18 protein-coding genes are annotated in these 21,668 nt (G+C 32.8%); 3 read left to right on the top strand and 15 right to left on the bottom strand.

The window, feature by feature from the left end; all coding sequences use genetic code 11:
- Positions 1 to 788 (top strand): T9SS type A sorting domain-containing protein (locus ACWGOQ_RS19170; protein ID WP_458202842.1); only part of this gene is annotated, 788 nt, incomplete at its 5' end.
- Between the two features lie 326 nt (positions 789 to 1,114).
- Here the strand turns inward: ACWGOQ_RS19170 and ACWGOQ_RS19165 are convergent.
- The 10 genes from ACWGOQ_RS19165 to ACWGOQ_RS19120 all read right to left on the bottom strand — a co-directional run bounded on the left by ACWGOQ_RS19165 (position 1,115) and on the right by ACWGOQ_RS19120 (position 12,884).
- Complete coding sequence (locus tag ACWGOQ_RS19165) at positions 1,115 to 1,861, bottom strand: LytR/AlgR family response regulator transcription factor (protein WP_452055735.1); 747 nt, start codon at positions 1,859 to 1,861, stop codon at positions 1,115 to 1,117.
- Positions 1,862 to 1,876: 15 nt separating this feature from the next.
- A complete protein-coding gene (locus ACWGOQ_RS19160; protein ID WP_452055736.1) occupies positions 1,877 to 3,802 on the bottom strand; it encodes a sensor histidine kinase in 1,926 nt (641 codons plus the stop codon).
- Between the two features lie 991 nt (positions 3,803 to 4,793).
- Complete coding sequence (locus tag ACWGOQ_RS19155) at positions 4,794 to 5,273, bottom strand: methylated-DNA--[protein]-cysteine S-methyltransferase (RefSeq protein WP_452056474.1); 480 nt, start codon at positions 5,271 to 5,273, stop codon at positions 4,794 to 4,796.
- A complete protein-coding gene (locus ACWGOQ_RS19150) occupies positions 5,273 to 6,391 on the bottom strand; it encodes a CNNM domain-containing protein (protein ID WP_452055737.1) in 1,119 nt (372 codons plus the stop codon). The genes ACWGOQ_RS19155 and ACWGOQ_RS19150 overlap by 1 nt, the downstream gene beginning before the upstream one ends.
- Positions 6,392 to 6,461: 70 nt before the next feature.
- Entirely contained in the window at positions 6,462 to 6,977 is a 516-nt protein-coding gene (locus ACWGOQ_RS19145) for a DinB family protein (protein ID WP_452055738.1), read from the bottom strand.
- Positions 6,977 to 7,378, bottom strand: coding sequence for a c-type cytochrome (locus ACWGOQ_RS19140; protein WP_458202841.1), 402 nt, complete (start codon positions 7,376 to 7,378; stop codon positions 6,977 to 6,979). Before ACWGOQ_RS19140 ends, ACWGOQ_RS19145 begins: the two co-directional genes overlap by 1 nt.
- 10 nt (positions 7,379 to 7,388) lie before the next feature.
- Positions 7,389 to 7,769 (bottom strand): tellurite resistance TerB family protein, encoded by a 381-nt coding sequence (locus tag ACWGOQ_RS19135; protein WP_452055740.1) that lies wholly within the window; start codon positions 7,767 to 7,769, stop codon positions 7,389 to 7,391.
- A gap of 15 nt (positions 7,770 to 7,784) precedes the next feature.
- The gene (gene hemB / locus ACWGOQ_RS19130) at positions 7,785 to 8,759 is read right to left on the bottom strand and encodes a porphobilinogen synthase (protein WP_452055741.1); all 975 of its coding nucleotides are present in this window, start codon (positions 8,757 to 8,759) and stop codon (positions 7,785 to 7,787) included.
- A gap of 238 nt (positions 8,760 to 8,997) precedes the next feature.
- Positions 8,998 to 11,943 carry a carboxypeptidase-like regulatory domain-containing protein gene (locus tag ACWGOQ_RS19125; RefSeq protein WP_452055742.1) on the bottom strand — a complete coding sequence of 982 codons (2,946 nt, stop codon included), beginning with the start codon at positions 11,941 to 11,943 and terminating at the stop codon, positions 8,998 to 9,000.
- 218 nt (positions 11,944 to 12,161) lie between these two features.
- Complete coding sequence (locus ACWGOQ_RS19120) at positions 12,162 to 12,884, bottom strand: hypothetical protein (protein WP_452055743.1); 723 nt, start codon at positions 12,882 to 12,884, stop codon at positions 12,162 to 12,164.
- 542 nt (positions 12,885 to 13,426) lie between these two features.
- On the opposite strand from ACWGOQ_RS19120, the gene ACWGOQ_RS19115 reads away from it, so the two are divergent.
- Together ACWGOQ_RS19115 and ACWGOQ_RS19110 are read left to right on the top strand one after the other, a co-directional pair.
- A complete protein-coding gene (locus ACWGOQ_RS19115) occupies positions 13,427 to 14,926 on the top strand; it encodes a carboxypeptidase-like regulatory domain-containing protein (RefSeq protein WP_452055744.1) in 1,500 nt (499 codons plus the stop codon).
- A gap of 408 nt (positions 14,927 to 15,334) precedes the next feature.
- On the top strand, positions 15,335 to 16,834 hold the full coding sequence (locus ACWGOQ_RS19110; RefSeq protein WP_452055745.1) for a carboxypeptidase-like regulatory domain-containing protein: 1,500 nt from the start codon (positions 15,335 to 15,337) through the stop codon (positions 16,832 to 16,834).
- A gap of 390 nt (positions 16,835 to 17,224) precedes the next feature.
- Here ACWGOQ_RS19110 and ACWGOQ_RS19105 read toward each other — a convergent pair whose 3' ends face one another.
- The 5 genes from ACWGOQ_RS19105 to ACWGOQ_RS19085 all read right to left on the bottom strand — a co-directional run bounded on the left by ACWGOQ_RS19105 (position 17,225) and on the right by ACWGOQ_RS19085 (position 21,648).
- Positions 17,225 to 17,626, bottom strand: coding sequence for a hypothetical protein (locus tag ACWGOQ_RS19105; RefSeq protein ID WP_452055746.1), 402 nt, complete (start codon positions 17,624 to 17,626; stop codon positions 17,225 to 17,227).
- A gap of 129 nt (positions 17,627 to 17,755) precedes the next feature.
- Positions 17,756 to 18,370, bottom strand: a complete 615-nt coding sequence (locus ACWGOQ_RS19100; RefSeq protein WP_452055747.1) for a hypothetical protein — start codon at positions 18,368 to 18,370, stop codon at positions 17,756 to 17,758.
- 161 nt (positions 18,371 to 18,531) lie between these two features.
- Positions 18,532 to 19,434: an oxygen-dependent coproporphyrinogen oxidase gene (gene hemF, locus ACWGOQ_RS19095; RefSeq protein WP_452055748.1), complete on the bottom strand. Its 903-nt coding sequence runs from the start codon at positions 19,432 to 19,434 to the stop codon at positions 18,532 to 18,534.
- A 3-nt stretch (positions 19,435 to 19,437) separates the two neighbouring features.
- Complete coding sequence (locus ACWGOQ_RS19090; protein WP_452055749.1) at positions 19,438 to 20,229, bottom strand: EI24 domain-containing protein; 792 nt, start codon at positions 20,227 to 20,229, stop codon at positions 19,438 to 19,440.
- Positions 20,230 to 20,292: 63 nt separating this feature from the next.
- Positions 20,293 to 21,648: a TrkH family potassium uptake protein gene (locus tag ACWGOQ_RS19085; RefSeq protein WP_452055750.1), complete on the bottom strand. Its 1,356-nt coding sequence runs from the start codon at positions 21,646 to 21,648 to the stop codon at positions 20,293 to 20,295.
- Between the last annotated feature and the right edge of the window lie 20 nt (positions 21,649 to 21,668).

Here is a 21,668-nt window from a genome sequence, read left to right as displayed (position 1 = left end):
GTGATTACTCAGCTAATCAAGGTACAAGCGAAAACTACACGATCAACAATGTGTCTCCTGGTACATATACCATTTATACAGCATGGGGTAATGGTGATTGTCCTGATACTGAAGTAGGTTTTTTTGAGATTGTTGATACATGTAATCAAAACACAAAAGAAGGTCCTTTCTTTATCCAAAGCCCTGATTCTGGACGTAGATTATTTGGTGGAGGTAGTCAATTGTTGCATAGTGCCAATGGAAGCTCGGGAGATTATGTACAGTGGTATGTAATTGATGCAGGAAATCAAAATTACTATTTACAGCTAAACGGAAATGATAAGTATATACAAAAATCTGGAAATCAACTTAATATGGTGGCAAACAAAACGTTGGCGACAAAGTTCTTTACTACAGGCGGAAATAGTGAAGGATTTGCTAACATCAGAGCTATCGGTACAGATCAAAACATTCGTAGAAATACTTCGGATGCCCAAAACGGAAACAATAGTTGTGCAACCGTAAATAGCACGGGAAGTTTTACTCAATGGAAGTTTATAGCTGTGTCATCTGTCAAAAAGCCTAGTTCAAACGACCAAAAAGTGCGTTTTATAACTTCAAATCCGGTATCTAATCAACTTACACTTAGAGGTATCAATGAGAATGATCGAGTGGCTATATACGCTATTTCTGGAAAAGAACTTGTTAATGCTAGAGGAAAATCAAAAATTGATGTCAGTTTACTAATAGAAGGTATATATATTCTGAAAGTTAACAATCGATCAGAAAAATTTATTAAAACTAAATAAACACTAATTCAACTATAAAACAACGGCAGGTGTCATAATTCATGACACCTGCCGTTGTTTTACCCCTTCAAAGATTTATCAAAACTTAGGTAAACATCAACGTTTTTTGTGTTTTCATAATTTTAGTGTTTAAAATTAAATAATAGATTAGGTCATCATGACTTGATAATCTTGGTGTGATCACATAGCTAAATTAGGAATATATAGTGGCTCCTACTTATCCCAAAATGGACAACTTATAACACTTTTAAGAAAAAAAATTGATTAAATAATAATATGGCTTTATGGAAGAATTATTGAAAACATAAAGGTTTTTATACCAGCTATTAAAAACTTCTATTTAATAACTCGAAGAACTGCTTTTTATAATGCCTTGATATTGGTAAATTAGTTATATCATTTAATATCACATACCCCCCTTGCTCTTTATGTACCTTAGATAAATGTGCCAGATTAATCAGGTATGATTTATGTATCCTAGAAAACTTATAGGGTGTCAGTTTTTGTTCATAGAATTTTAAGTTTCTTGAAGAAACGACCTCATTACCATCCTGTAAAATAAAGGTTGTGTAGTTGCCACTACCTGTACAATACAATATCTCATTAACATTTATAAAATGTATGCCCTGATTGTCTGAAATCGTAATTTTTGGAGATTCAAAAACCTTATCTTTTAAGTTTTTTAATTCATCCATTACATTGTTTAATGTATTATGCCTTACTTTATTGATACCTTGGACCACACGAATGAGTTCATCCGGGTCGATGGGTTTTAATAAATAATCAATAGCCTTATATCGATATCCCATAATGGCATACTGATCATATGACGATACAAAAATGATTCTAAAATTGATGTTAGGAATCTCTGATAAAATATCAAATGATGTGATGCTTCCTATTTCTACATCTAAGATGACCAAATCTACCTGTAGTTTATTTAATGCATTGATAAAAGTGTGCTTGTCATTAGCCTGAGCTACAACTTCCACTTCGGGACAATAAATCTGTAAAAGATATGTTATTAAATCTCTACTTTTTTTTTCATCATCAAGTACGATAGTCTTTAGCATCTGAATATATCAATTTTATAAAATAGGTAATACGACTTCTACCTCTGTTCCAAGTGTGGTATTGTTTTTTCCTTCTATATTTCTTACTGTAAAAGAAGCTTTTCTTTGTAACGTTTGGTTTAATAACTTTAACCTATCTCTTATATTTTTTGTGGCAATAGAAAGGTGATCCTGTGTTTTTGCTCTTTTTACTTCTAAAATTCCTGTACCATTATCTGTAATCCTACACTGAAGATAACCCTTGTTTATCTTAAAACGAATATGGATCAGGTATTTATCTTTTTGCTCCGTAAAACCGTGTTTGATCGAGTTTTCTACAAATGGCTGCAAAATCAGCGATGGGATTAAGAAATTTTCACTTTTCAAATCAATATCAATATCAAACTTTACATCAATCTTATCTTCAAACCTAATTTTTTCTAAATCAATATAGTGCTTTAAAATTTCTAATTCTTTTGTAAAAGAAATAAACCTACGCTCTGCACAATAAAAATAATTTCTAATCAAACTGGCCATTTTACCTATATATTTAGTAGCTAGTTTATTTTCCTCAAATAACACGAACTTCTGGATGGAGTTAAATGAATTGAACAAAAAATGCGGATTCATAGCGATCTGTAAGGAGTTCATCTTATTAAAAGTCGCTTCCTCCTTTATTTTTAATAGTCTTAGCCTTTGAAATTGTATATATATTATGAGTAAAAGCGAAATTACCAGAGCAAGTGCCACAGTAAAAACCCAGTAATTCTTTAAATTTTGCTTATCCTTATTAATTTCTAAACTACTTTTACTTAAGCTTGATATTACATTATTTTTGTTTTCTAAACTTTCAGATTTTTCAAAAGTTTCCTGTTGTAATTCAGCGAGTTTTTTTGAGGGACTACGATACCTCTCAGAATAAATGTAAGCAGCATTTGATTCGTCAAAGGCTCTTTTATAATCCCCAATTTTAGCATAAACATGAGCTAAGTAATTGGCATATAATGCTATATCTTCTTCCTCATATTTTAAAGCAAATTGTTTTAACTGTTTTAATTTAACAATAGCCTTATCATAATTTTGTTGTCGCTGATCATATTGTTGGTAGTGATTAAGAATCTTGTGATACGTACTACGAGTTGCATTTTTTTTTACAGAATCCAGATTAATTTTATCTAATAGGATATAGTCTGCTGTCTTGTAATCCTTCATATTTCTAAAATCTATCATTAAATTACTATAAACCGATAAACAAACCTCCTGGCAGTCCGAATACTTACATTGATCACAATAGCTAAAAGTATTGTTAACCAACTCTTTGTTTTCTACTACTTGTTTATTACTAAGTTCAACAATAAGATCTCTATTTAGCTTAATTTTTTCAACTAATGTGTGTTTAGATGATATGTGCTGATATGCCCTAAAGGCATCTGACTTGGAATATTCATAGTTTTTTATTTTAAAAAAGAAATCTGATCTTGCCCTATATATTTGGGAGATTAATACAGAGTCTGATCTAATTTCAGGAATTAAAGCAACTGCTTTAGCATAACCCCTAAAGGCATTTTCTGTATCCACGTCCCTTACAGCGAGTGCATAGTAAAGATGATTTTTTATTAATTCCTTAGTATGACAACCAACGAGAGCTAATCTATTTATATCTTGATATATTTGATTAATGCTATCTATATAGTTCTTCTCCTCTAAGTTAGCGTATGTAATCATTAAGGACCTACCAAAATAATATGTATACCTATCAGAATTGACACTACAAGCTTTTTTATACCCTATATTAAAGTGTTTTGCCGATGCATTATATCTATTTATTTTACGAAGACTATCTCCCCTTTTCTTATATAGTTCCAGCTCTGATTTAAGCGCATACTTATCCAACTTGACCTGAGTAAAACTTTTATCTATGCCAATAAACAGGCATAGTATAGATAGGATGTGCTTTAACATATATTTTAGTTGATTTTTACAATAGCAATAACAACAGTTCTTTTTTTGATTTAAACTATTTCATTCGCTCAATTTATTAACTCATACTAAGTCTCAATTATTTTGTTGCTTAGAACTTTTGTGACATTTATAATAAGTTTTACTTTATCTTTTCATATCCTTACACTAAATTATACTACTAAGCTGATTTTGCAAAAATTAAAAAAAGGATAGATTAAGTAACCTTATAACCAGATTCTACATTTTATAGATCGTAAATATGAAACTAAACAGACTTAAAAAATATCATTGTAGCAAGGTTGTTTTAGATCAATAATATAGTTATTGTACATCGCTATTCTATAAACTTTTGTTACGCTTTTTATTTTTAGTTAGTTTTTGTACGTACAGCAATATTACTTCATAGGATTTGATATTTCTACATAATTCTAAACTATTAGTTTAAGAGTACCTTTTATTTGGTTTGGCATTCAACCTAATTTTTCAATTATTAAATCCATATATAATAAAAACTTCTTTGATTGGCATATTTCGTAGCCTTTTTAGAATAATAAATCGTTAAATCTAAATTTTACTTAGCATTACATTGGTTGGCTAATAATGGAAATAAATCTTCTGATTTTTTTGTAATTTATCTTTTTAAATAATTATTATTAAAGCTTTCTCATTAAAAACTATCAATGGAGTTCTATCTTTAAACTTGTCAAATAATCCCCAAAACTCCTTTTCTTGAATAACCAAGGTATTTAATTGATTATCCACTGTTTTTAACACAAAATCCTTCTTTCGATCTAGTTTTACTACCGAATCTTTCGGTTAACTCTGAAAAAAATATCATCAAGTGCTTTGACCTCAGTAAAGAGAGTTCTAAAAAATTTTGGTAATAAGAAACATAATTCTGTTTACAAAGTACACAGTTATTTAATCAAAGAACTGCGAATTAACTAAAAATCGAACCTAGGTAAACTTCATGATAAATAAACTTAAACTATTAAAGCTCTAAAGATTGTTGTTTGGCAGGACTTTCATGTTCGAGTAGCCATTTCTTTCTCCACAAACCACCAGCATATCCGATAAGAGAACCATCGCTGCCAATTACTCGATGACAAGGAACCACAACCCATAGCGGATTTTTCCCGTTAGCTGATGCCGCGGCGCGTATGCATTTTGGATCTCCTAACCGCTTAGCGATATCAAGGTAGGTTGTCGTTTTTCCAAAGGGAATTTTAGAAAGTTCTATCCACACCTTTTTTTGAAAATCCGTGCCTGATGGATTCAGTTTAACGTTAAATTCCTTCCTTTTTCCTTCAAAATAATCTTGTAACTGAATCATAGCTTCTTGCAGAACATCCGGAATCTCCTTTGAAGCGTTTTTTTCAGCATCTTCTGTTATAGAAATCTTAGTGATCCCATTTTCATCACCGCTGATAGAAGCTATACCTAATGGAGTTTCTATAAGGACAGTAGCTATCAATCCTCCTGCTTATCATTAAGAATCCCTAAACGTCTTGCTCGTGTTTCCCAATTTTTTCTGGCTAAACTCTGCATATCTGTTTCCGTATCACTTTCGTCTACGATCTCCAGCCCTAGTAAGGTTTCTATGACGTCTTCCATAGTCACTAACCCACTCACAGATCCATATTCATCTACTACCAGTGCAATATGGTTTTTAGTTTGGATCAACTCATTAAATAAATCCGGGATAGGAAGATTTCTGGTAGTAAAAATGATGGGTCTTTTTAATTCACCAAGTAGCTTATGACCATTTTTATTAGCCATTTCCTTAAATATTTCGTCTTTCAGCACCTGACCTGTAATATTATCGGCTTTATCCTTAAATACAGGAATCCTTGAAAAACGTAGGTTTTGATTTTCATTAAAAAAGTCCTCTACAGTAGTATCTTCTGATGCTAATTTTAAAACGGTTCTTGGTGTCATCACATCTTTGGTAAACACTTCTTTAAAAGTAAGCAAATTTCTGATGACCTTTGATTCTGATTCTTCAAAAACACCCTCCTCTTCGGCAATATCTGTCATAGCGGTAAAGTCTTCTCTACTCAATACAGATCCGTGGTGTCCTTTGCCTCCAATCAATTTTGTGGTTAATTGCAGAATCCATAAAATACCTGTCCATTTTAATGGCCAGATCAATACATGTAATGCTTTGGAGGTAAAATTAGCTAGTTGTTTCCAATATGTGGCTCCAATTGTTTTGGGTATAATTTCTGAAGCTACTAATATCAAAATAGTCATAATAGAAGAGACCACACCCACCATCAAATCTTCTGTCATTTCCATTCCAAAAACCTTGCGTGTTTCTGAACCGTACATTTCTACGTAGGCAACTTTTGCCTGCACACCTACTAATATTGCTCCTACTGTATGTGCTATGGTGTTTAGTGTTAGAATTGCAATTAAAGGACGGTCTACATCCTTTTTAAGCTTTTCTAAAGCTGTTGCATATGTTTTTCCTTCTTTTTTCTTAACATTAATAAAGGTAGGAGTGATACTGAGCAGTACCGCCTCAAGAATAGAACATAAAAATGAAAAGAAAATAGATACGACTCCGTATACAATAAGTAATGCCATAGTATAAAGTTAGTTTTGCTAAAGTACGGATTTGGTAATCATTTGTAAAAATAAAAGATAAGAATACTTATCACCACCCTACATACTTAGGTGGTTTGATTTGATTAAGGTTTAAATAAACAATAAGCTGTCCCCTATGATGCGTAACGTGATCCTGAAGTAAATTTAATATCTGAAGTTTAGATTTTTGACCGGCAAAAAAATTTACTTCTGTTACTAGTAATTCTTCTGGTGTTTTCATCACACGATTATAGACCTCATCAAATGATTTTTTGATTAATTTGATAATATCGATTTTAGAGTCAGGCGCATTTTCTGCAAGTTTCTTACGATCAAATTCTTCGTTAGAAAAGTAGGTTGTGCTAAGCCAAAGCATATTTCCGCAGATATGCAGCAATTGATTTCTAAAATCCATTTTGCTTTTCGTAGGTGCGTACTCAAACTTATCCGCTGGCATCGATTCTGCAATCTCCAGAAGATACTTTTTTGAGTTTTGCCATTTTTCTAAAAATGCAGATTTAGCAGTCAATTGTTGTGACATTAATGGATATGAAATAAGTATAAAAACCATGAGAAGTATTTTCATCACTTAGTGGTCACTTTATTCATATACAATTTAATAGCTTCCAGTTCTTCATCTGTAAATTTCTCTAAACGCGTAAAGTTAGTTTTCATCACTGCATAATTTTCTGGATCTACAATAGGGTCTTTTTTCTGTCTAAGAAAACCTACAATATCCCCATTTTTCTCTTTGTAAATTTTTATAATTTCTGTAACACTGGGTCCCACTGATTTTTTATCCATTCTGTGACAAGAATAGCAGTTGCCTTTTCCTTTAAACAACTCTTTACCTAATTCGTATTCGGGAGAATTAGTCTTTTTCTTTGATCCAATAACAATTTTTTCTTTTTCGGGTTTTTTCTCAGAATTGCAACTGGTTGTTGTTACAAAAGCAATGCTCAGGAATAGTACAAAAATATTTTTCATTTGTGTGAACTTAGGAATTAAATAAATTATCAATGTCATTTTTAAATCTTTTTAACAGGTCTTTAGAAAAGCTATTAATTACGTTTTTTTCTTTGGAGCTAATCCCGTCTGTTGCTTCGGCTATTTTAGTCAGGGCATAGATCATAAAATCATATTCTTCGTCGGGGCCATTATCAGAGAAAACTTCGATCACTCTCTTGTATAAGGTTTCTATGTCGTTCTCATGGTCGCTTTCGTAATCAAAAGACCATTTTATTTCTTGTCCTTTAGGATGAGCTTTTAAGATTTCTTCCAGCGTATTTACTTCTTCTTTTTGGATAACACCATCACTCATAGCAATGACATATAACAACTCACCGAATGTTTGATATAACCGATCCCTACTTACCATAATAGTTATTTTTAATTATCCCAAAAGTTTGACCACATCCTTCGCAAAATAGCTAGCGATTATATGTGCTCCGGCTCGTTTGAAAGCCACTAATTGTTCCATCATAATTGTATCATGATCCAGCCATCCTTTTTCTGCTGCTGCTTTGAGCATGGCATATTCACCACTAACCTGATATACTGCCACAGGTACATCTACGATATCACATACATCGCGTACAATATCCAAGTACGCCAATCCCGGTTTAACCATAACAATATCCGCTCCTTCATCAATATCTATAAGTGTTTCTTTTATTGCTTCGTCTCGATTGGCAAAATCCATCTGATAAGTCTTTTTATCCCCAAAACCAGGTGCGGAATCCAGCGCATCTCTAAATGGACCATAAAAAGCTGATGCATACTTGGCACTATAGCTCATAATACCGGTATTCTTATAATTTTCCTCTTCCAGTAGTTCTCTAATTGCTAAAATTCTTCCATCCATCATATCACTGGGCGCTACAAAATCTGCTCCTGCCTGTGCGTGTGATAAAGACATTGTTGCCAACACATCACAAGTAGGATCATTAACAATATAGCCATTTTCTACGATACCATCATGTCCATAAGAAGAATACGGGTCTAACGCTACGTCTGTCATTACCAGCATTTCTGGCGCAACTTCTTTTACTGTCTTGATAGCACGCTGCATCAACCCATCTGGATTGAGGGCTTCAGTTCCTTTATTATCTTTAAGATTATCGGGCACTTTTACAAACAGTAGTACTGCTTTTAATCCCATTGCCCATAACTCTTTTACCTCATTTTTTAAAAGATCAAGGCTATACCTGTAATATCCTGGCATGGATGCTATTTCTTGCTTCACATCACTACCTTCTACTATAAAGAGCGGTACTAAAAAGTCGTTTGGAGTAATTACATGTTCTCTAACCAAAGACCGAATCGATGCCGTGGTTCGTAATCTTCTATTTCTACGTAGTTGGTGCATTGACTTGCTGGTAATTTTATAACAATTGTAAATATACCAACTTATAACGTAATTTCGATAGGATCATTTTCACAAAATTGGATCCTTTTTATGAATAAGATCTTACCTGCTCTTTAACCACGCGTGTTTAAAGATTTAGAATTCAAAATAGTAAATCAATGTTTACCAGTTATTGTTTCATTATTGGTGATTCTTTAAACGCCTATGGCAGTTAAAACAATAAGTGAATTCGAATTCATTATAGTGTTATTTTATCGAGTGTCACTTTTTCTTTGTAGTTGTAGAGGTTGATACATTGTATTTCTTTAGTTTCATTTTCTAAACCATAGTTTGTATATGTAGTATATTTCATAAATTCTGGATTTAGTTTAGAAGTATCACCGAAGGATTGGACATTTATAATCCATTGTCCACGCATCGCTTTATCTATAATAAACTCTTTTGATAACACCCCTGATTTGGTTTGAGAAAGCATTTCTTCCTTATTTACCTGAAATACGCGTTGCCATTTGTAATATTTGTTCTGTGGATTTACAAACTGTAGTTCAAATTCGGATTGAGGGTCGCTCCATTCAAATACCAGTCTAACGGGTACTCCCCTAACTTTTAAAAATCTTTTAGGAACGTCCTGAAAAGATATTTCTGATCTATGTAAATTTAATAATCGTTGGATTTCAGATTCAGCCTGTTCTGCAAGTTCGCTGAAATCTGTTTGAGTTACTTCATTCTGTAGTATTTTTTTATAGAGTTCGAAAGCCTCCTGATATTTTTTAATTACAACGTAAATCCTTGCCAGATCCAGAGTGGACTGTGACGAATTAGGTGTCAAATCAAAAATACGCTCATAAAGTAAAGCCGCAGTATTATCTTTTTTTAGTGCTTCAAGTTTAAATGCAAGCGCTCTTAAGGCCTGTGGATTATCAAAGCCAATTTCTGCAATATTAGACAAGATTTGTTTAGCAAAAGGCACATCCCACCTCATAAAGTAAGAGGCGCAATAACTATAAAAAGGAATACTCAAAGAATGCTCTTTTCTTAATTCATAATAAATGCCTTTTGCTTCGTCATATGTGGTACTAATCCATAATGGTTCTAAAAAATCAGGTCTATTATAATTCGCATCGATCAAAAAACTGGAAGTAGTATAATCGTTTCCTTTTGCCAATAAATCATTAATTGGTTTTTCATCTTTAGAATTGCTTTCTTCGCCAAATTTAGTAGTAATCAGAAAAACTCCACCACGTCCAGCTTCACCATATCGAGTAGCTCCTGCTAAACCATTGATAACAGATATCCTCTTAATATTATCAGGCTGTAAAAATATAGGAGTCGTTTGATATGGAGCGCCGTCAACTACAAACAAAGGTTGCCTCTCATTATTAAAAGAGCTGTTACCACGTATGGTATAGGAAGCATCATTACCGAAGCCTGATACCTGCACTCCTGGAAACCTACCTCGAATAAGGTCTGATAAATATATTGCTGATTTAGGAAACTCTTCATTTTCTAAGGTATATGCGGCGTATCCTAAAGAACTTTTACTCACTTTTCTGCTACCAATATCTATTTTTTCTTCTGGTTTATTAGCTTCTTTTGCATCTACGGTCACTTCTTCTAAAACGGTATACTTAGAAAGCATATCCACCCGTAGGTTTTTAGTGGCATCCAAGGTTATTTCCTGTGTATTCATTCCAAAAAATTCAAAACGTAGCACATCCTGATTTTGAGCATTGATACTAAACATCCCATTAGCATCGGTAAGGGTTTCTGTCAGCGTTCCTTTTACAGTAACCTTACATCCTTGCACTGGTTCTCCGTTTGCATATACCACACCATTGACCAGCTCCTGTTTTACATTTGACTGATATATGGTATTATCATCTACTTCATGTAAAATATTCGATAATGCTTGATCTAGAGATATTTTGTTGAGATTAAGGTAATATCCTTCACTTTGTATGGCAGCATCCTGAAGGAATTGGTCATTAGCTTTAGGCACATGATTTATGTAAAAAACGGGAGCGTCGTATATAATTTTTGACATACCATAATTTGCAAAACCGTCACTTACAACTATATATTGATCTGGCAACTTTTTTTCTTTAAAAAGAACTTCAAAATTAGTAGCACCGTTATACGTCACATCTGTAAGTATGCTTATTAGCTGATCACTTTTGCCCCTCTTAATGGTAAATTTTTGTCTTTTTAAAATCCTATTAGAAAATGTTACTAGGGTAATGGTTGTGTTTTTTACTTTTTTCAGATATGCTCTTAGAAATATCAGAGTACTACTTGGATCTTTTTTAGCTGCAGAAAATGAAGCATCCCAATATAAAACAATGTCTTTAGGTTTCTCTCTTTTTTTTAACTCACTTTTGGCACCCGGATACGAAATATCCAATCTAAATGCCATCCCGACATTTCTAAAATCTTTCCAGGCATCCTGACTTATATATCGCAGATAGGATCTTCCCTGTTTTGATGCGCTGATAGAAAACTCAATATCTTCACCATATACTCTGATTAATTCTAAACTAACAATAATATCCTCCTGTACCAAAATATTATACTTGGCAAGATCTATAACCTCTTCTCCTTTTCTTTTTGTAATGGTGTGATAAATATTGCTGGTTAATATGTTGTTATCAGGCCTTCGCTTCTTTGACTTGTATATATTTACACGCACTAATAAACTATCCGTTGCATTTTCATGGATATTAAACTTCAGTTTTAATAACTTAGAATTCTTATGTCTAATCCTGATTCGCGTTGCAATTTCTCCTCCTAATGCTTTTGCATCTTTCCAGTAACCAATTATTCCTGTGTGTGTATAAGGATTACCTATAGTTTTTGTCTTTCTTTTTTCTGCAACTACTTTGGCCTCATCTAGTTCGTAAATATACGGTTCCAAAAAAATGGTGTTACTTTTTGTCAATAGTTCGAATAGGCTATCTACGGATAACTGTTTGGTTCTATATCCAAGACTAGAGAGTTGTATGATGCTGTTTTGTCCTACAGATGCCTCCTCATACTGTAAAAAAATCCGACCATTCTCATCACTCACCGTACCAATACCTTTATCTACAAAACCAATATTCACAAAAGGAATCGGTTGTTTTGTTATGTGATCTACGACATATGCATCTATGGTAATTTCATATTGAGCAGTAACTAATTTGCTCATACAGAATATATATATTAGAAGTACACTACTTTTTAGTTTCATCGGTCTTGTGTGTTTAAATTTTTGTGGTGTCTTATTTTTACTTGGTTCATGTAATAAGTGTCATTCATCTATAGAATGTTACCTCCAATTATTAGATTTAATTTTTGAAGAATACTTTATGAATTGGCTTTTTTTGGTGTTTCGCATATTTAGCCTTTAACATGTACCTTGGCCTCTTAATCGTGATTGTATTTCATTAACTCTTTTGATAGCTCATTGATCAACGTTTTTTTTCGTTTTCTATATCTTTGTTTTTTAATGATCCTTTGGGTTTTATCCAACCAATAGATATAATCTCCATAAGATATATCATCCATATAGCCTACTGATATTACAACCGAAGCATTGATCATCTCCCTATATGCTCGGCTTTCTATAGCTATTTTTTTTCCATCCTTCAGCTCTATTTTGTGATCTCCTGATGTGATAATCATTTGCGTATGGTCCAAGACTTTGTTTCTATTCTCCTTTATTTTCTCCTTTACCCTATCGTTTACTATATTGTGGTTATACAACTTTTTTAAGTATCCAAAAGGAGCCCTAGAGCCACCTGGAAAAGTCATCATATAACAGATATTTTCTATTCCTGATCTGGCTATCACTGTATTTATTTTATCAATAGTACTGTAGGGTGTTTTATTATCTGCAAAAATATACGCCCGATCAACTCCATTTTTACTGTTTTTTAGTCCCTCTGTAATTTTATTAGGGTTTTTGATTTGTTCTCCACTGATCATATAAATTTGATTATCACGAGTAACATAGATAAAACCATATCTGGATTCCTGATAACTTTTTATACGAAAACCTTTGTGATCCGGCAACAAGATTTGCTTAAGTTTTTGGGCTTGTAATGGTAAAGAAAGAATAGTAATTAGTAGTATAAAAGTGTTTTTCATTTGTTTGCTTTATAAACTTACCGTAAAAAATATAGTGTTTGATATGTATAGTATCTTTTTTCAATAATCTGAGAACTTCATCTTCTTAGTAACTAAATTTAAGGTGTCTAATCCCAGTAATGGATAATTTAAGTGAACAATATTACAACTGATTACTTTTTTTTACAATTATAATTTTAAGGTACATATCGCTTTTCCGATATTATGTGTGCTTTTGCAGATGACCTTTACAAAAAAAACAGAGCAACCTATTCTTTGTTATCAGTAAGTTTCATGATTTTATATTCTTGTTTCTAGTATATTACGTCTGTTTATTATGAAATGTTACCCCACTGATTTTAAAAAAAACTATTCTACCGCTACACAAGAATCTAGTATATTGAGCACCTCTAAATACATTCATAATACTTACTACTCGTCAACTCAAAGACTTTTTTGTAACAATTTTTAAAAACATCCGTCTTCTTCGTACAGTTGCACGGGCAACCTTTATAGCACTATTTGCGTCTATACAAATGACAGTCAAAAAACAAAATAATCACATGAATATCATAAAACTTATCGTTACTTCTATAGCGATCCTATCAGGTTTATCATTATCAGCACAAACCATCAGTGCTACGGTAGTAGATAAAAAAACTAATGAACCTATTCCTTATGCCACTATTCAATATGCTAAAAACGGAGGTGTCATTACCAATGAAGAAGGAAAGTTTAGCTTTACTTTTAATAAACCATCGGCATTAACGGATTCTATCTATATCTCTTCTATGGGATACTCAACAATTGGAATTGCCCTGAATACCATTACAGATAGTATTATTTATATCACGCCCAAAGCAGTAGCATTAAGTAGTGTGTTTATCTCTAATAAAAATCTCACGATAGATGAGATCATGGACCGTGTCAAAGAAAATGTCGATCAAAACTACAGCAATGCGTTATCCCACAAAAAACTATTTATCAGAGAATCAGATTTTAGTGATATTAGTAAGATCAATGTCAAACTAAAGAAATCTACTATTGAAGAATTTGACAAGGAATTTATCGATAGTGTTATTTCTATAATCCCCAGAAAATCATCGTATTACACAGAAACCTTATGTGACCTGTATGGAAATTTTGACAAACAAAAACTAGGTATTATCAAAGGGGCGGAATTATATGACAAAGCTAATGATGGCTCTATGAATTCTTTATCAGAACGATTAGAAAACATCCTTAAAAAGAACGTTAAACAAAATTCTTACCTTAAAATTAAGTCGGGTTGGATCCCCGGATTTAAGATTCAGGTTGATTCTATTATGCAAAATAATCCAGAAGCAGCCGAGGTTAAAAAAGAAATGGAAGATCCGGATAAAAATAAAGCAGACTACTTTTACACCTATAGAAAATCTACTATACAACAATTATTATCCAGTATGTTTTTTCAGGAAGATTCTAAGCTAAATTTTATTGATAAATCCGGTCGATATGATTTTGAACTGGTAGATTATACGATTATGGATGAGAGTAGTGTGTATATCATTGACTTTGTGCCAAAAAGAAGAGCTGATTTTAAAGGAACCATTTATGTAAACACTCAAGATTTTGCTATTATGAGAGTAGATTATGAAAATGTAAAAAATCTCCAGAATTTTGGACTACTAGGAATTAGTTTTCACGATACCATGTATAAAGGTAAAACGATCTTTACGAAAGGGGCTGATAGTAAATACAGCGTACGATATATAGAAAAAATACGAGGAAATATTTTTGGGATTGATCGACCATTAAGAATTGTGGAAAAGAATAAGTTTGTAAAAGGTAGACGCAAACAAAATGAACTATCCTTGGGACTAGATATCGGTGCCGGAGAAATCAGCAAATATGAAGTAGTGGTGTATGATTCTCAGCCAATCACTGAAAGTGAATACAAAAATAGTAAAGAAAATAAAACGATCAAACCGCAGTATTTATCAAAATATGACCCAGAATTTTGGAAAGGATATAATATTATAGAACCTAATACCGCTATTAAACAGTTTACGGTAATTGAATGATAATCAGAACTTCAATTTTAATGATCTCGATACACTGCTCCCAAAGTTCGAGCACTCAACCCGACAAGGTGATATTTTAAGGAGAGGTTGACCACAGCAAGTGTGTGAAACACGAACGTGTATCTAGACACAAAAAACTAATTGATTTCAATACCTTGTTTAGCTTGGCGAATTACGCAATCCTAGTTCATATCCCTATATCGCTCTTCAAAAACGGGCTTTTAGCTCACTTCCTCTAAAGGAAAGAACTGGAGATAGAGGTTTTCTAATTAAGCCTTCGAATATCTCCGTCTTATTTTTAAGAATATATTACCATAATGCTATTATTTTTCGTTGTAACTATGTAATACTGATATTGCAAACCATACTTTTATCGCGTAATTTTACCAACCCACTGATACTATGAAAATGAATAAGATTGTTTTATTAATCTTTGGTTTATGGATGATCTCTTCTTCTATAAGTGCCCAAACCATACGTTCCCGGGTGGTTGATAAAAAGACTGACAAACCTATACCTTATGCCACAATACAGCTAGGAGAAAACCAAGGTGTAGTGACCAACGAAGAAGGTAGTTTTAGCATCACACTAAGCGAAATACAATCTAAAATTGATTCTATCTATATTTCGTCAATGGGTTATGAAAAAGTAGGGGTTTCAGTACGAAGTATAACCGATAGTGTAATCTATATCGAACCCGAAGCGATCGCATTAAAAAGTGTGTTTATCTCCAATAAAAATCTTGACATTGATGATATCATCGATAATGTAGATGAAAATATGGAGGATAATTATAGGTCAAACCTTACAAAAAGCCGACTTTTTTTTAGAGAAACCAATCGCAATTATATCAAAAAAATGGATATCGAATTCAAAAAATCTACTATCGAAGAGATTGACGAAAAATTGGTAGATAGTATATCCAAAATCATCCCTAAGAACTCGGTTTTCTATGCAGAAGCTCTTTGCGACTTTTATGGAAATACCGATAAACAAAAACTCAATGTTATAAAAGGTGCTCGACTGTATGATAAAAATAATAATGGTTCTATAGAAGGGGTTTTTAAAAAAATGAGTAAAATTTTTAAGGATAATGTGAAACCCAATTCGTATCTAAAAATTAGATCCGGACTCTTCAGTCAAAAAATACAGGTGGATTCTATCCTTAGATCGAATCAAGATGCTGAAGACATAGCAGATGGAATCAAAAACCCTAAAGAAAACTTCTTTTTTAAATCCAGAAAAATGAATCTCAAAAACCTTTTCAATGAGGTTCTATATCAGTCCGACACAAAACTAAATGTGATCAAAAATTCTGGTAGATATGTTTTTGAACGTGTGGATTATACAATACTGGATGACGTGGGCGTGTATGTGATAACGTTCACTCCTAAGAGAAGAGGTGATTTTAAAGGTACACTGTACGTAAATACAGAAGATTTTGCAGTAATACGAGTTGATTATCAGAATATAAAACGTTTACGTAATTTTAGTCTGTTTGGTGTTAGTTTTGAGGAAAATGGGTATCGCGGTACCACTATTTTTGAAAAAGGTATCGATGGTAAATATGGGGTAAAGTTTATCGAAAAAGTCACTGAAAACAAATTTGGTGTAGACAGACCTCTAAGCATTATAGAGAAAAACAAATACGTTAAAGGTAGAAACAAGCAAAACCAGTTATCACTAAAATTAGATGTAATCAGTTCTGCTAGAAACAAATATGAAGTGATTGTTTTTGATACTAAGAATATTACTGATTCAGAATATAACAGCAGTACAGAAAATAAAAATGTACAATCTACCTACTTATCGAAATATAATCCGGATTTCTGGAAAGGATATAATATTATAGAACCAAATACAGCCATCAAACAGTTTAAAGCCATTGAGGAAAATATAGAAGAGTAAGTAAAAAATAACAAGTGCTAAAAAGCTGTTTGGTTTAGTTTTTTTATAATTTTCTCTCGGCTAATTTTTTTGGAGCTGGTCTTAAGCAGATCATTGGACTTAGCTAACTTTTATCTAAACACTATACCATATGTCAAGTGTCTTTTTATGATTGAACATAGTGAAGCTGTAAACTTTGTCGAGATACCATATAGGATCAAAAACTTTTCTTAGATAAGTTAGGTCACGATATAATTTTTCTGCTTTACTTTCTTAAAATCATTCGACCTGGCGGATGTACTTTACCTGAGTTCAACTATTATTATATGCAAAGAAGGTGTAAGAGGCTTTCACGACCTAAAAATTTATATTCTTTAGCCCTTTCCCAAATGTCCGGAATGAGTACGCCAGTTATTGCTTAGTCAATTTCAGTGTTTTTAACAACGCTTCAAAATAATAGTCTTCCTGCTTCGGGATAATAGTGGTTTTATATGCAGTATTTCTTACAATATAAAAAGACGAAGATTCCTGTGGCATATCATCCTGGTGTAAATTGACAATTTTCTGGATAAAATCATTAATAAGCAGCACCTCATCATAGGTTATTATGCGTCTTATGGTAGGTTGATCACTTTTATACACTAAATAATCTTCTCTAAAACTAATGGATTTGGTCGTTTCTCCAATTTTATGAAACTCAAAAGTAAAATCCTTTGAAGCAAATATTTTATTAATATTCTCTACCGTAGGTTCTACAGTGCGAGCACAGCCATTAAGACTTAAGCAAACTAGTATTAATAATGTTCTTTTCATAATTGATCAAATGCTTATTTATTGCATTTCTAATAGAGTTATGATAACAAAAAAAGGGCATTAGTTATAGAACTAATACCCTTAATAATTTTATAAGAAAACCCAATTAACCTAATTGGTGTTATTATTTTATTTAGCAGCCAATCTTTTGATAGATTTTTCGAAATCTACATTTTCAAGATTACTGATCAGTAGACCAATCCCTCCAGTTCTAGAAGCAACAATATATTCTGCCTGATACTTTTTCTCCAATTTATACCCTTTAAGATATTTCAACTTCACGATTTTAGAAGTTGGTGTAAAGAAAAACCTTCCGTGTATTCTTTTATAACGAACTTCTTGACTAAGTGCTTCATCCTTTAGCTGTCTGCTCAATGCTTCCACAACTGTTGCTGCTCTGTGCTCATCCAGTTGGTAATAATCGGTAGCATAAATAAATACGTAGTTTTCTACATTTCTTTCGTCAACAAACAATTGAAAATCGACATTCTTGTCTTCTATTTTTTTCAATTCTTCTAACGCGATCTTTTTAAATTTTGGACTATCGGTTAGTGAATCTAACCTTGATTTAAACTCTTCAGGGCTTGTTTTTTCATATCCTTTCGTAAGCATAATTGTATTTTTACGAAACTCAATTGTGTTTTTTGAAAAACTTGAGAATTTAGATTTCTGTCCTCCCTCGGTAGTGAAGTACTGACAACCTGCCAAAAGGATTACAGCGAATAATAGTAGAATTTTTTTCATAGGGTTCTGGGTGTTAATTGGTTAAAAATTTATGCAATAATCCCCACAAGTGTGCGCAAGGTAATAAAAAAAATTATACTTACAACACTTTATCCTTCTTTTTATACACTTTAACGAATTACAGTTCTAAAATTACGGTTTTTGATGCTTTTTTAATAGGATTAAGCCCACTCCACTGGATTCCTCAATATTTGTAGTAACCGTGCTTCTTCGCTACCTTTTTTAGGATGATGATCATATCGCCACTGTACTTGCGGTGGCAAGCTCATTAAAATACTCTCAATCCTACCATTGGTTTTTAGCCCAAACAGTGTTCCCTTATCATGCACCAAATTAAACTCTACATATCTGCCTCGACGGATCTCCTGCCAATCTTTCTGAAGATCCGTATAATTGAGATTTCTTCTTTTTTCTACAATTGGTGTGTATGCTTGTAAGAAACTATCACCTACTTCAGCAACAAAATCATACCAGTTCTGCATAGTCATCGTTTCAGTTTTCTTACAATAATCAAAAAACAAACCTCCTATCCCGCGACCTTCACCCCGATGCGCATTATAAAAATATTCATCACATTTTTTCTTATATAATGGATAAAATTCCTGATTGTGCTTATCACAAGCCATCTTACACACCTGATGAAAATGAGTAGCATCTTCATCAAACAAATAATAAGGTGTAAGATCTTGTCCTCCTCCAAACCAACTATCTATGATAGTACCATCATTGTCATACATTTCAAAATATCTCCAGTTCGCGTGCACTGTAGGTACCATCGGACTTTTTGGATGCAACACCAATGACAGTCCACAGGCAAAAAAATCAACATCACCCACCTTAAAATACTGCTGCATTGCTTTGGGTAATTTGCCGTGAACACCCGAGATATTGACACCCCCTTTGGCAAAAACAGCTCCGTCTTCTATAACTCGAGTACGACCACCTCCGCCTTCTTCACGTTTCCAGATATCCTCTTTGAATTTGGCTTGACCGTCAACCCCTTCTAATTCAACAGTAATCGCATCTTGTAATTCTTGTATATATTTATAAAATTTTTCTTTCATGTTTTATGCTTCAATTTTAGAAACCTTAACAGCATCCTTTTCTTGAATTAATCCTTTTTGATCAAGAATATTAACCGTTTCAGTAGAGGCTGCTACTACAGAAATCGGAAGTACTATGATAAATCCAATAATAGGTATAAATAACATTAACATAAAAACAATACCGTTTCCAATAGCAGTGCCTCTATGGTTTCGTACAAACTTAATGCTTTCTTTATACTTAAAATGTCGTTCCATTGTATAATCCATGTTACCAAAACCTATGTAGTAGGCTTGTATAGCAAAAATTAATAGGGTCGCAAAAATCCCTATTACAGGAATTAAGCTAAGAATAAGTAGGGGAATGATAAATAATAGTTCCCGAAACAGGTTTCTTGTATTAATACGGATACCACGAATCAATTGTTCCCTAAAAGAAGTATTGCGGTGTTGGTGCCCCTTATGCTGATCTCCTAAAAGATGTGCTTCTACTTTTTCTGAAACTGGACTCATAAAAGGCGCAGATAACGCCATTACAATATGTTTATACAATATTAATCCGATGGCAAGTATCAATAGAATACTGAAACCTTTACTGATTAAGGCAAATGTTTCTGATCCCCAATCCCACATCCAGACTTTGGCAATAAAACCACCTAGTGGGTTGGATAAAAACCAAGCTGTTATCATAAAGAGGACTCCGGTTAAAAAACTAATAAGTATAGGAATCGCAAAATATTTCCACAGCCCCAACTTTGAAATTAAAGCAAAGCCTCCAAAATATGCTTTGATACCGTTGATAATATTTTTAATCATATTGCTATAAATTAGTTAACTTCTTATTAGTAGGGAGGGTTTTTGAGAATTTCGTTTCAAAATTTATACAGCAATATCTTCCTCCAATATTTTTCTATCCGTTTTAGTAATGTTCTTGGACCAAATAGCAAGACCAAAAGTTAAAACTCCTAAACGACCTATAAACATCAAAATTATTATCACAGATTTTCCTATATCACTTAATTGAGAAGTTATACCTGTACTTAAACCAACCGTTCCTAATGAAGATGCAACTTCAAATAAAATTCTCTCAAATTTAAACGATTCTGTAAACGTTAGGATGAAAGTACCAACAAATATTATAGAAGTATAAAATATAAAGGATGAAGTTGCTATATATAATCTTTCAAACGGTATGATTCTTCCTAAAAAAGTAATTTTTTTTCTTCCACGTAATCTACTTTTCATAATTGCAAAAACTGCTGTAAGAGTAGTTATTTTAATTCCTCCAGCAGTTCCCGAAGGTGAAGCTCCAACATACATTAACATTGTAGTAACCAACAACATTGGTAAAATAAAAGTTCCAAAATCTACTGTATTAAAACCAACAGTAGTCATAGCAGTCATAGCCTGAAAAAATGAAGCTAAAACTCTCTCTTTTTCGTTTAGAGAGGATATTTCAGGCTCAAAAAAGTAGAAAAAGACAATTCCAAAACTCAGCAAAAGTAGAAAACCAATCAACACTATTTTAGTAGTAAAGCTAATTTTGTGTGACTTTTTCTTTAATCGGAGAAAGAAATCAGTAGCGACGATAAAACCTAAGGAACCCGAAATTGCTAAGAAGGCAATAATCCCATTGATGAGTGTATTATCAACATATTCCGTAAAGCCTGAATTAAATAAACTAAAGCCAGCGGTACAAAACGCACTTACACTATGAAAAATAGCATTCCAAAGCGCGTCCCCATTATCCATTCCTTCTAGTCTAAAAGCAATAAAAAATAGGATGCTCCCTAAAAGTTCCATAAAAAAAGTAAAAAATACAACGGATTTTAAAAAGTCTCTTACCTGTATCGTTTGTGGTAAAGTAAACTCTGAACTTAGCAACTTCTTATGCCAATGTGTAATTTTTCTTGTTGTAGAAAGAATCATAAAAGTCGTAAAAGTTAAGTAACCTATACCACCTAATTGAAATAACATCAGTATCACAAACTGGCCACCTAAATTATAGCTATCAAATATACTTACCGTTACTAAACCTGTTGTAGAAACGGCCGATGTTGCGATAAAAAGATGATCCAGGATTGGTGCAGAAGTCTTTTGAAACCAAGGAATACATAACAATATGAACCCCACAACTACATACGTTAAAAATCCATAAAGTAAATTTTGTTGTGGAGACCAACCCTTTTTAAAATTTGAATATGATTTATTAAGATTTTTTAGCTTACTAATCATTGAGCAAAGTTAATTTATAA

Source organism: Aquimarina ulvae (genome assembly GCF_053613295.3).
The sequence above is the reverse complement of the archived record's forward strand: the minus strand, read 5'-3'. Positions and strand labels throughout refer to the sequence as shown.

Excerpts from the sequence above, each read along its gene's own strand:
- ACWGOQ_RS19165 (WP_452055735.1), bottom strand. The coding sequence starts at position 1,861 with ATGCTAAAGACTATCGTACTTGATGATGAAAAAAAAAGTAGAGATTTA.
- ACWGOQ_RS19160 (WP_452055736.1), bottom strand. The coding sequence starts at position 3,802 with ATGTTAAAGCACATCCTATCTATACTATGCCTGTTTATTGGCATAGAT.
- ACWGOQ_RS19150 (WP_452055737.1), bottom strand. The coding sequence starts at position 6,391 with ATGGCATTACTTATTGTATACGGAGTCGTATCTATTTTCTTTTCATTT.
- ACWGOQ_RS19145 (WP_452055738.1), bottom strand. The coding sequence starts at position 6,977 with ATGAAAATACTTCTCATGGTTTTTATACTTATTTCATATCCATTAATG.
- ACWGOQ_RS19140 (WP_458202841.1), bottom strand. The coding sequence starts at position 7,378 with ATGAAAAATATTTTTGTACTATTCCTGAGCATTGCTTTTGTAACAACA.
- ACWGOQ_RS19135 (WP_452055740.1), bottom strand. The coding sequence starts at position 7,769 with ATGGTAAGTAGGGATCGGTTATATCAAACATTCGGTGAGTTGTTATAT.
- hemB (WP_452055741.1), bottom strand. The coding sequence starts at position 8,759 with ATGCACCAACTACGTAGAAATAGAAGATTACGAACCACGGCATCGATT.
- ACWGOQ_RS19125 (WP_452055742.1), bottom strand. The coding sequence starts at position 11,943 with ATGAGCAAATTAGTTACTGCTCAATATGAAATTACCATAGATGCATAT.
- ACWGOQ_RS19120 (WP_452055743.1), bottom strand. The coding sequence starts at position 12,884 with ATGAAAAACACTTTTATACTACTAATTACTATTCTTTCTTTACCATTA.
- ACWGOQ_RS19115 (WP_452055744.1), top strand. The coding sequence starts at position 13,427 with ATGAATATCATAAAACTTATCGTTACTTCTATAGCGATCCTATCAGGT.
- ACWGOQ_RS19110 (WP_452055745.1), top strand. The coding sequence starts at position 15,335 with ATGAATAAGATTGTTTTATTAATCTTTGGTTTATGGATGATCTCTTCT.
- ACWGOQ_RS19105 (WP_452055746.1), bottom strand. The coding sequence starts at position 17,626 with ATGAAAAGAACATTATTAATACTAGTTTGCTTAAGTCTTAATGGCTGT.
- ACWGOQ_RS19100 (WP_452055747.1), bottom strand. The coding sequence starts at position 18,370 with ATGAAAAAAATTCTACTATTATTCGCTGTAATCCTTTTGGCAGGTTGT.
- hemF (WP_452055748.1), bottom strand. The coding sequence starts at position 19,434 with ATGAAAGAAAAATTTTATAAATATATACAAGAATTACAAGATGCGATT.
- ACWGOQ_RS19090 (WP_452055749.1), bottom strand. The coding sequence starts at position 20,229 with ATGATTAAAAATATTATCAACGGTATCAAAGCATATTTTGGAGGCTTT.
- ACWGOQ_RS19085 (WP_452055750.1), bottom strand. The coding sequence starts at position 21,648 with ATGATTAGTAAGCTAAAAAATCTTAATAAATCATATTCAAATTTTAAA.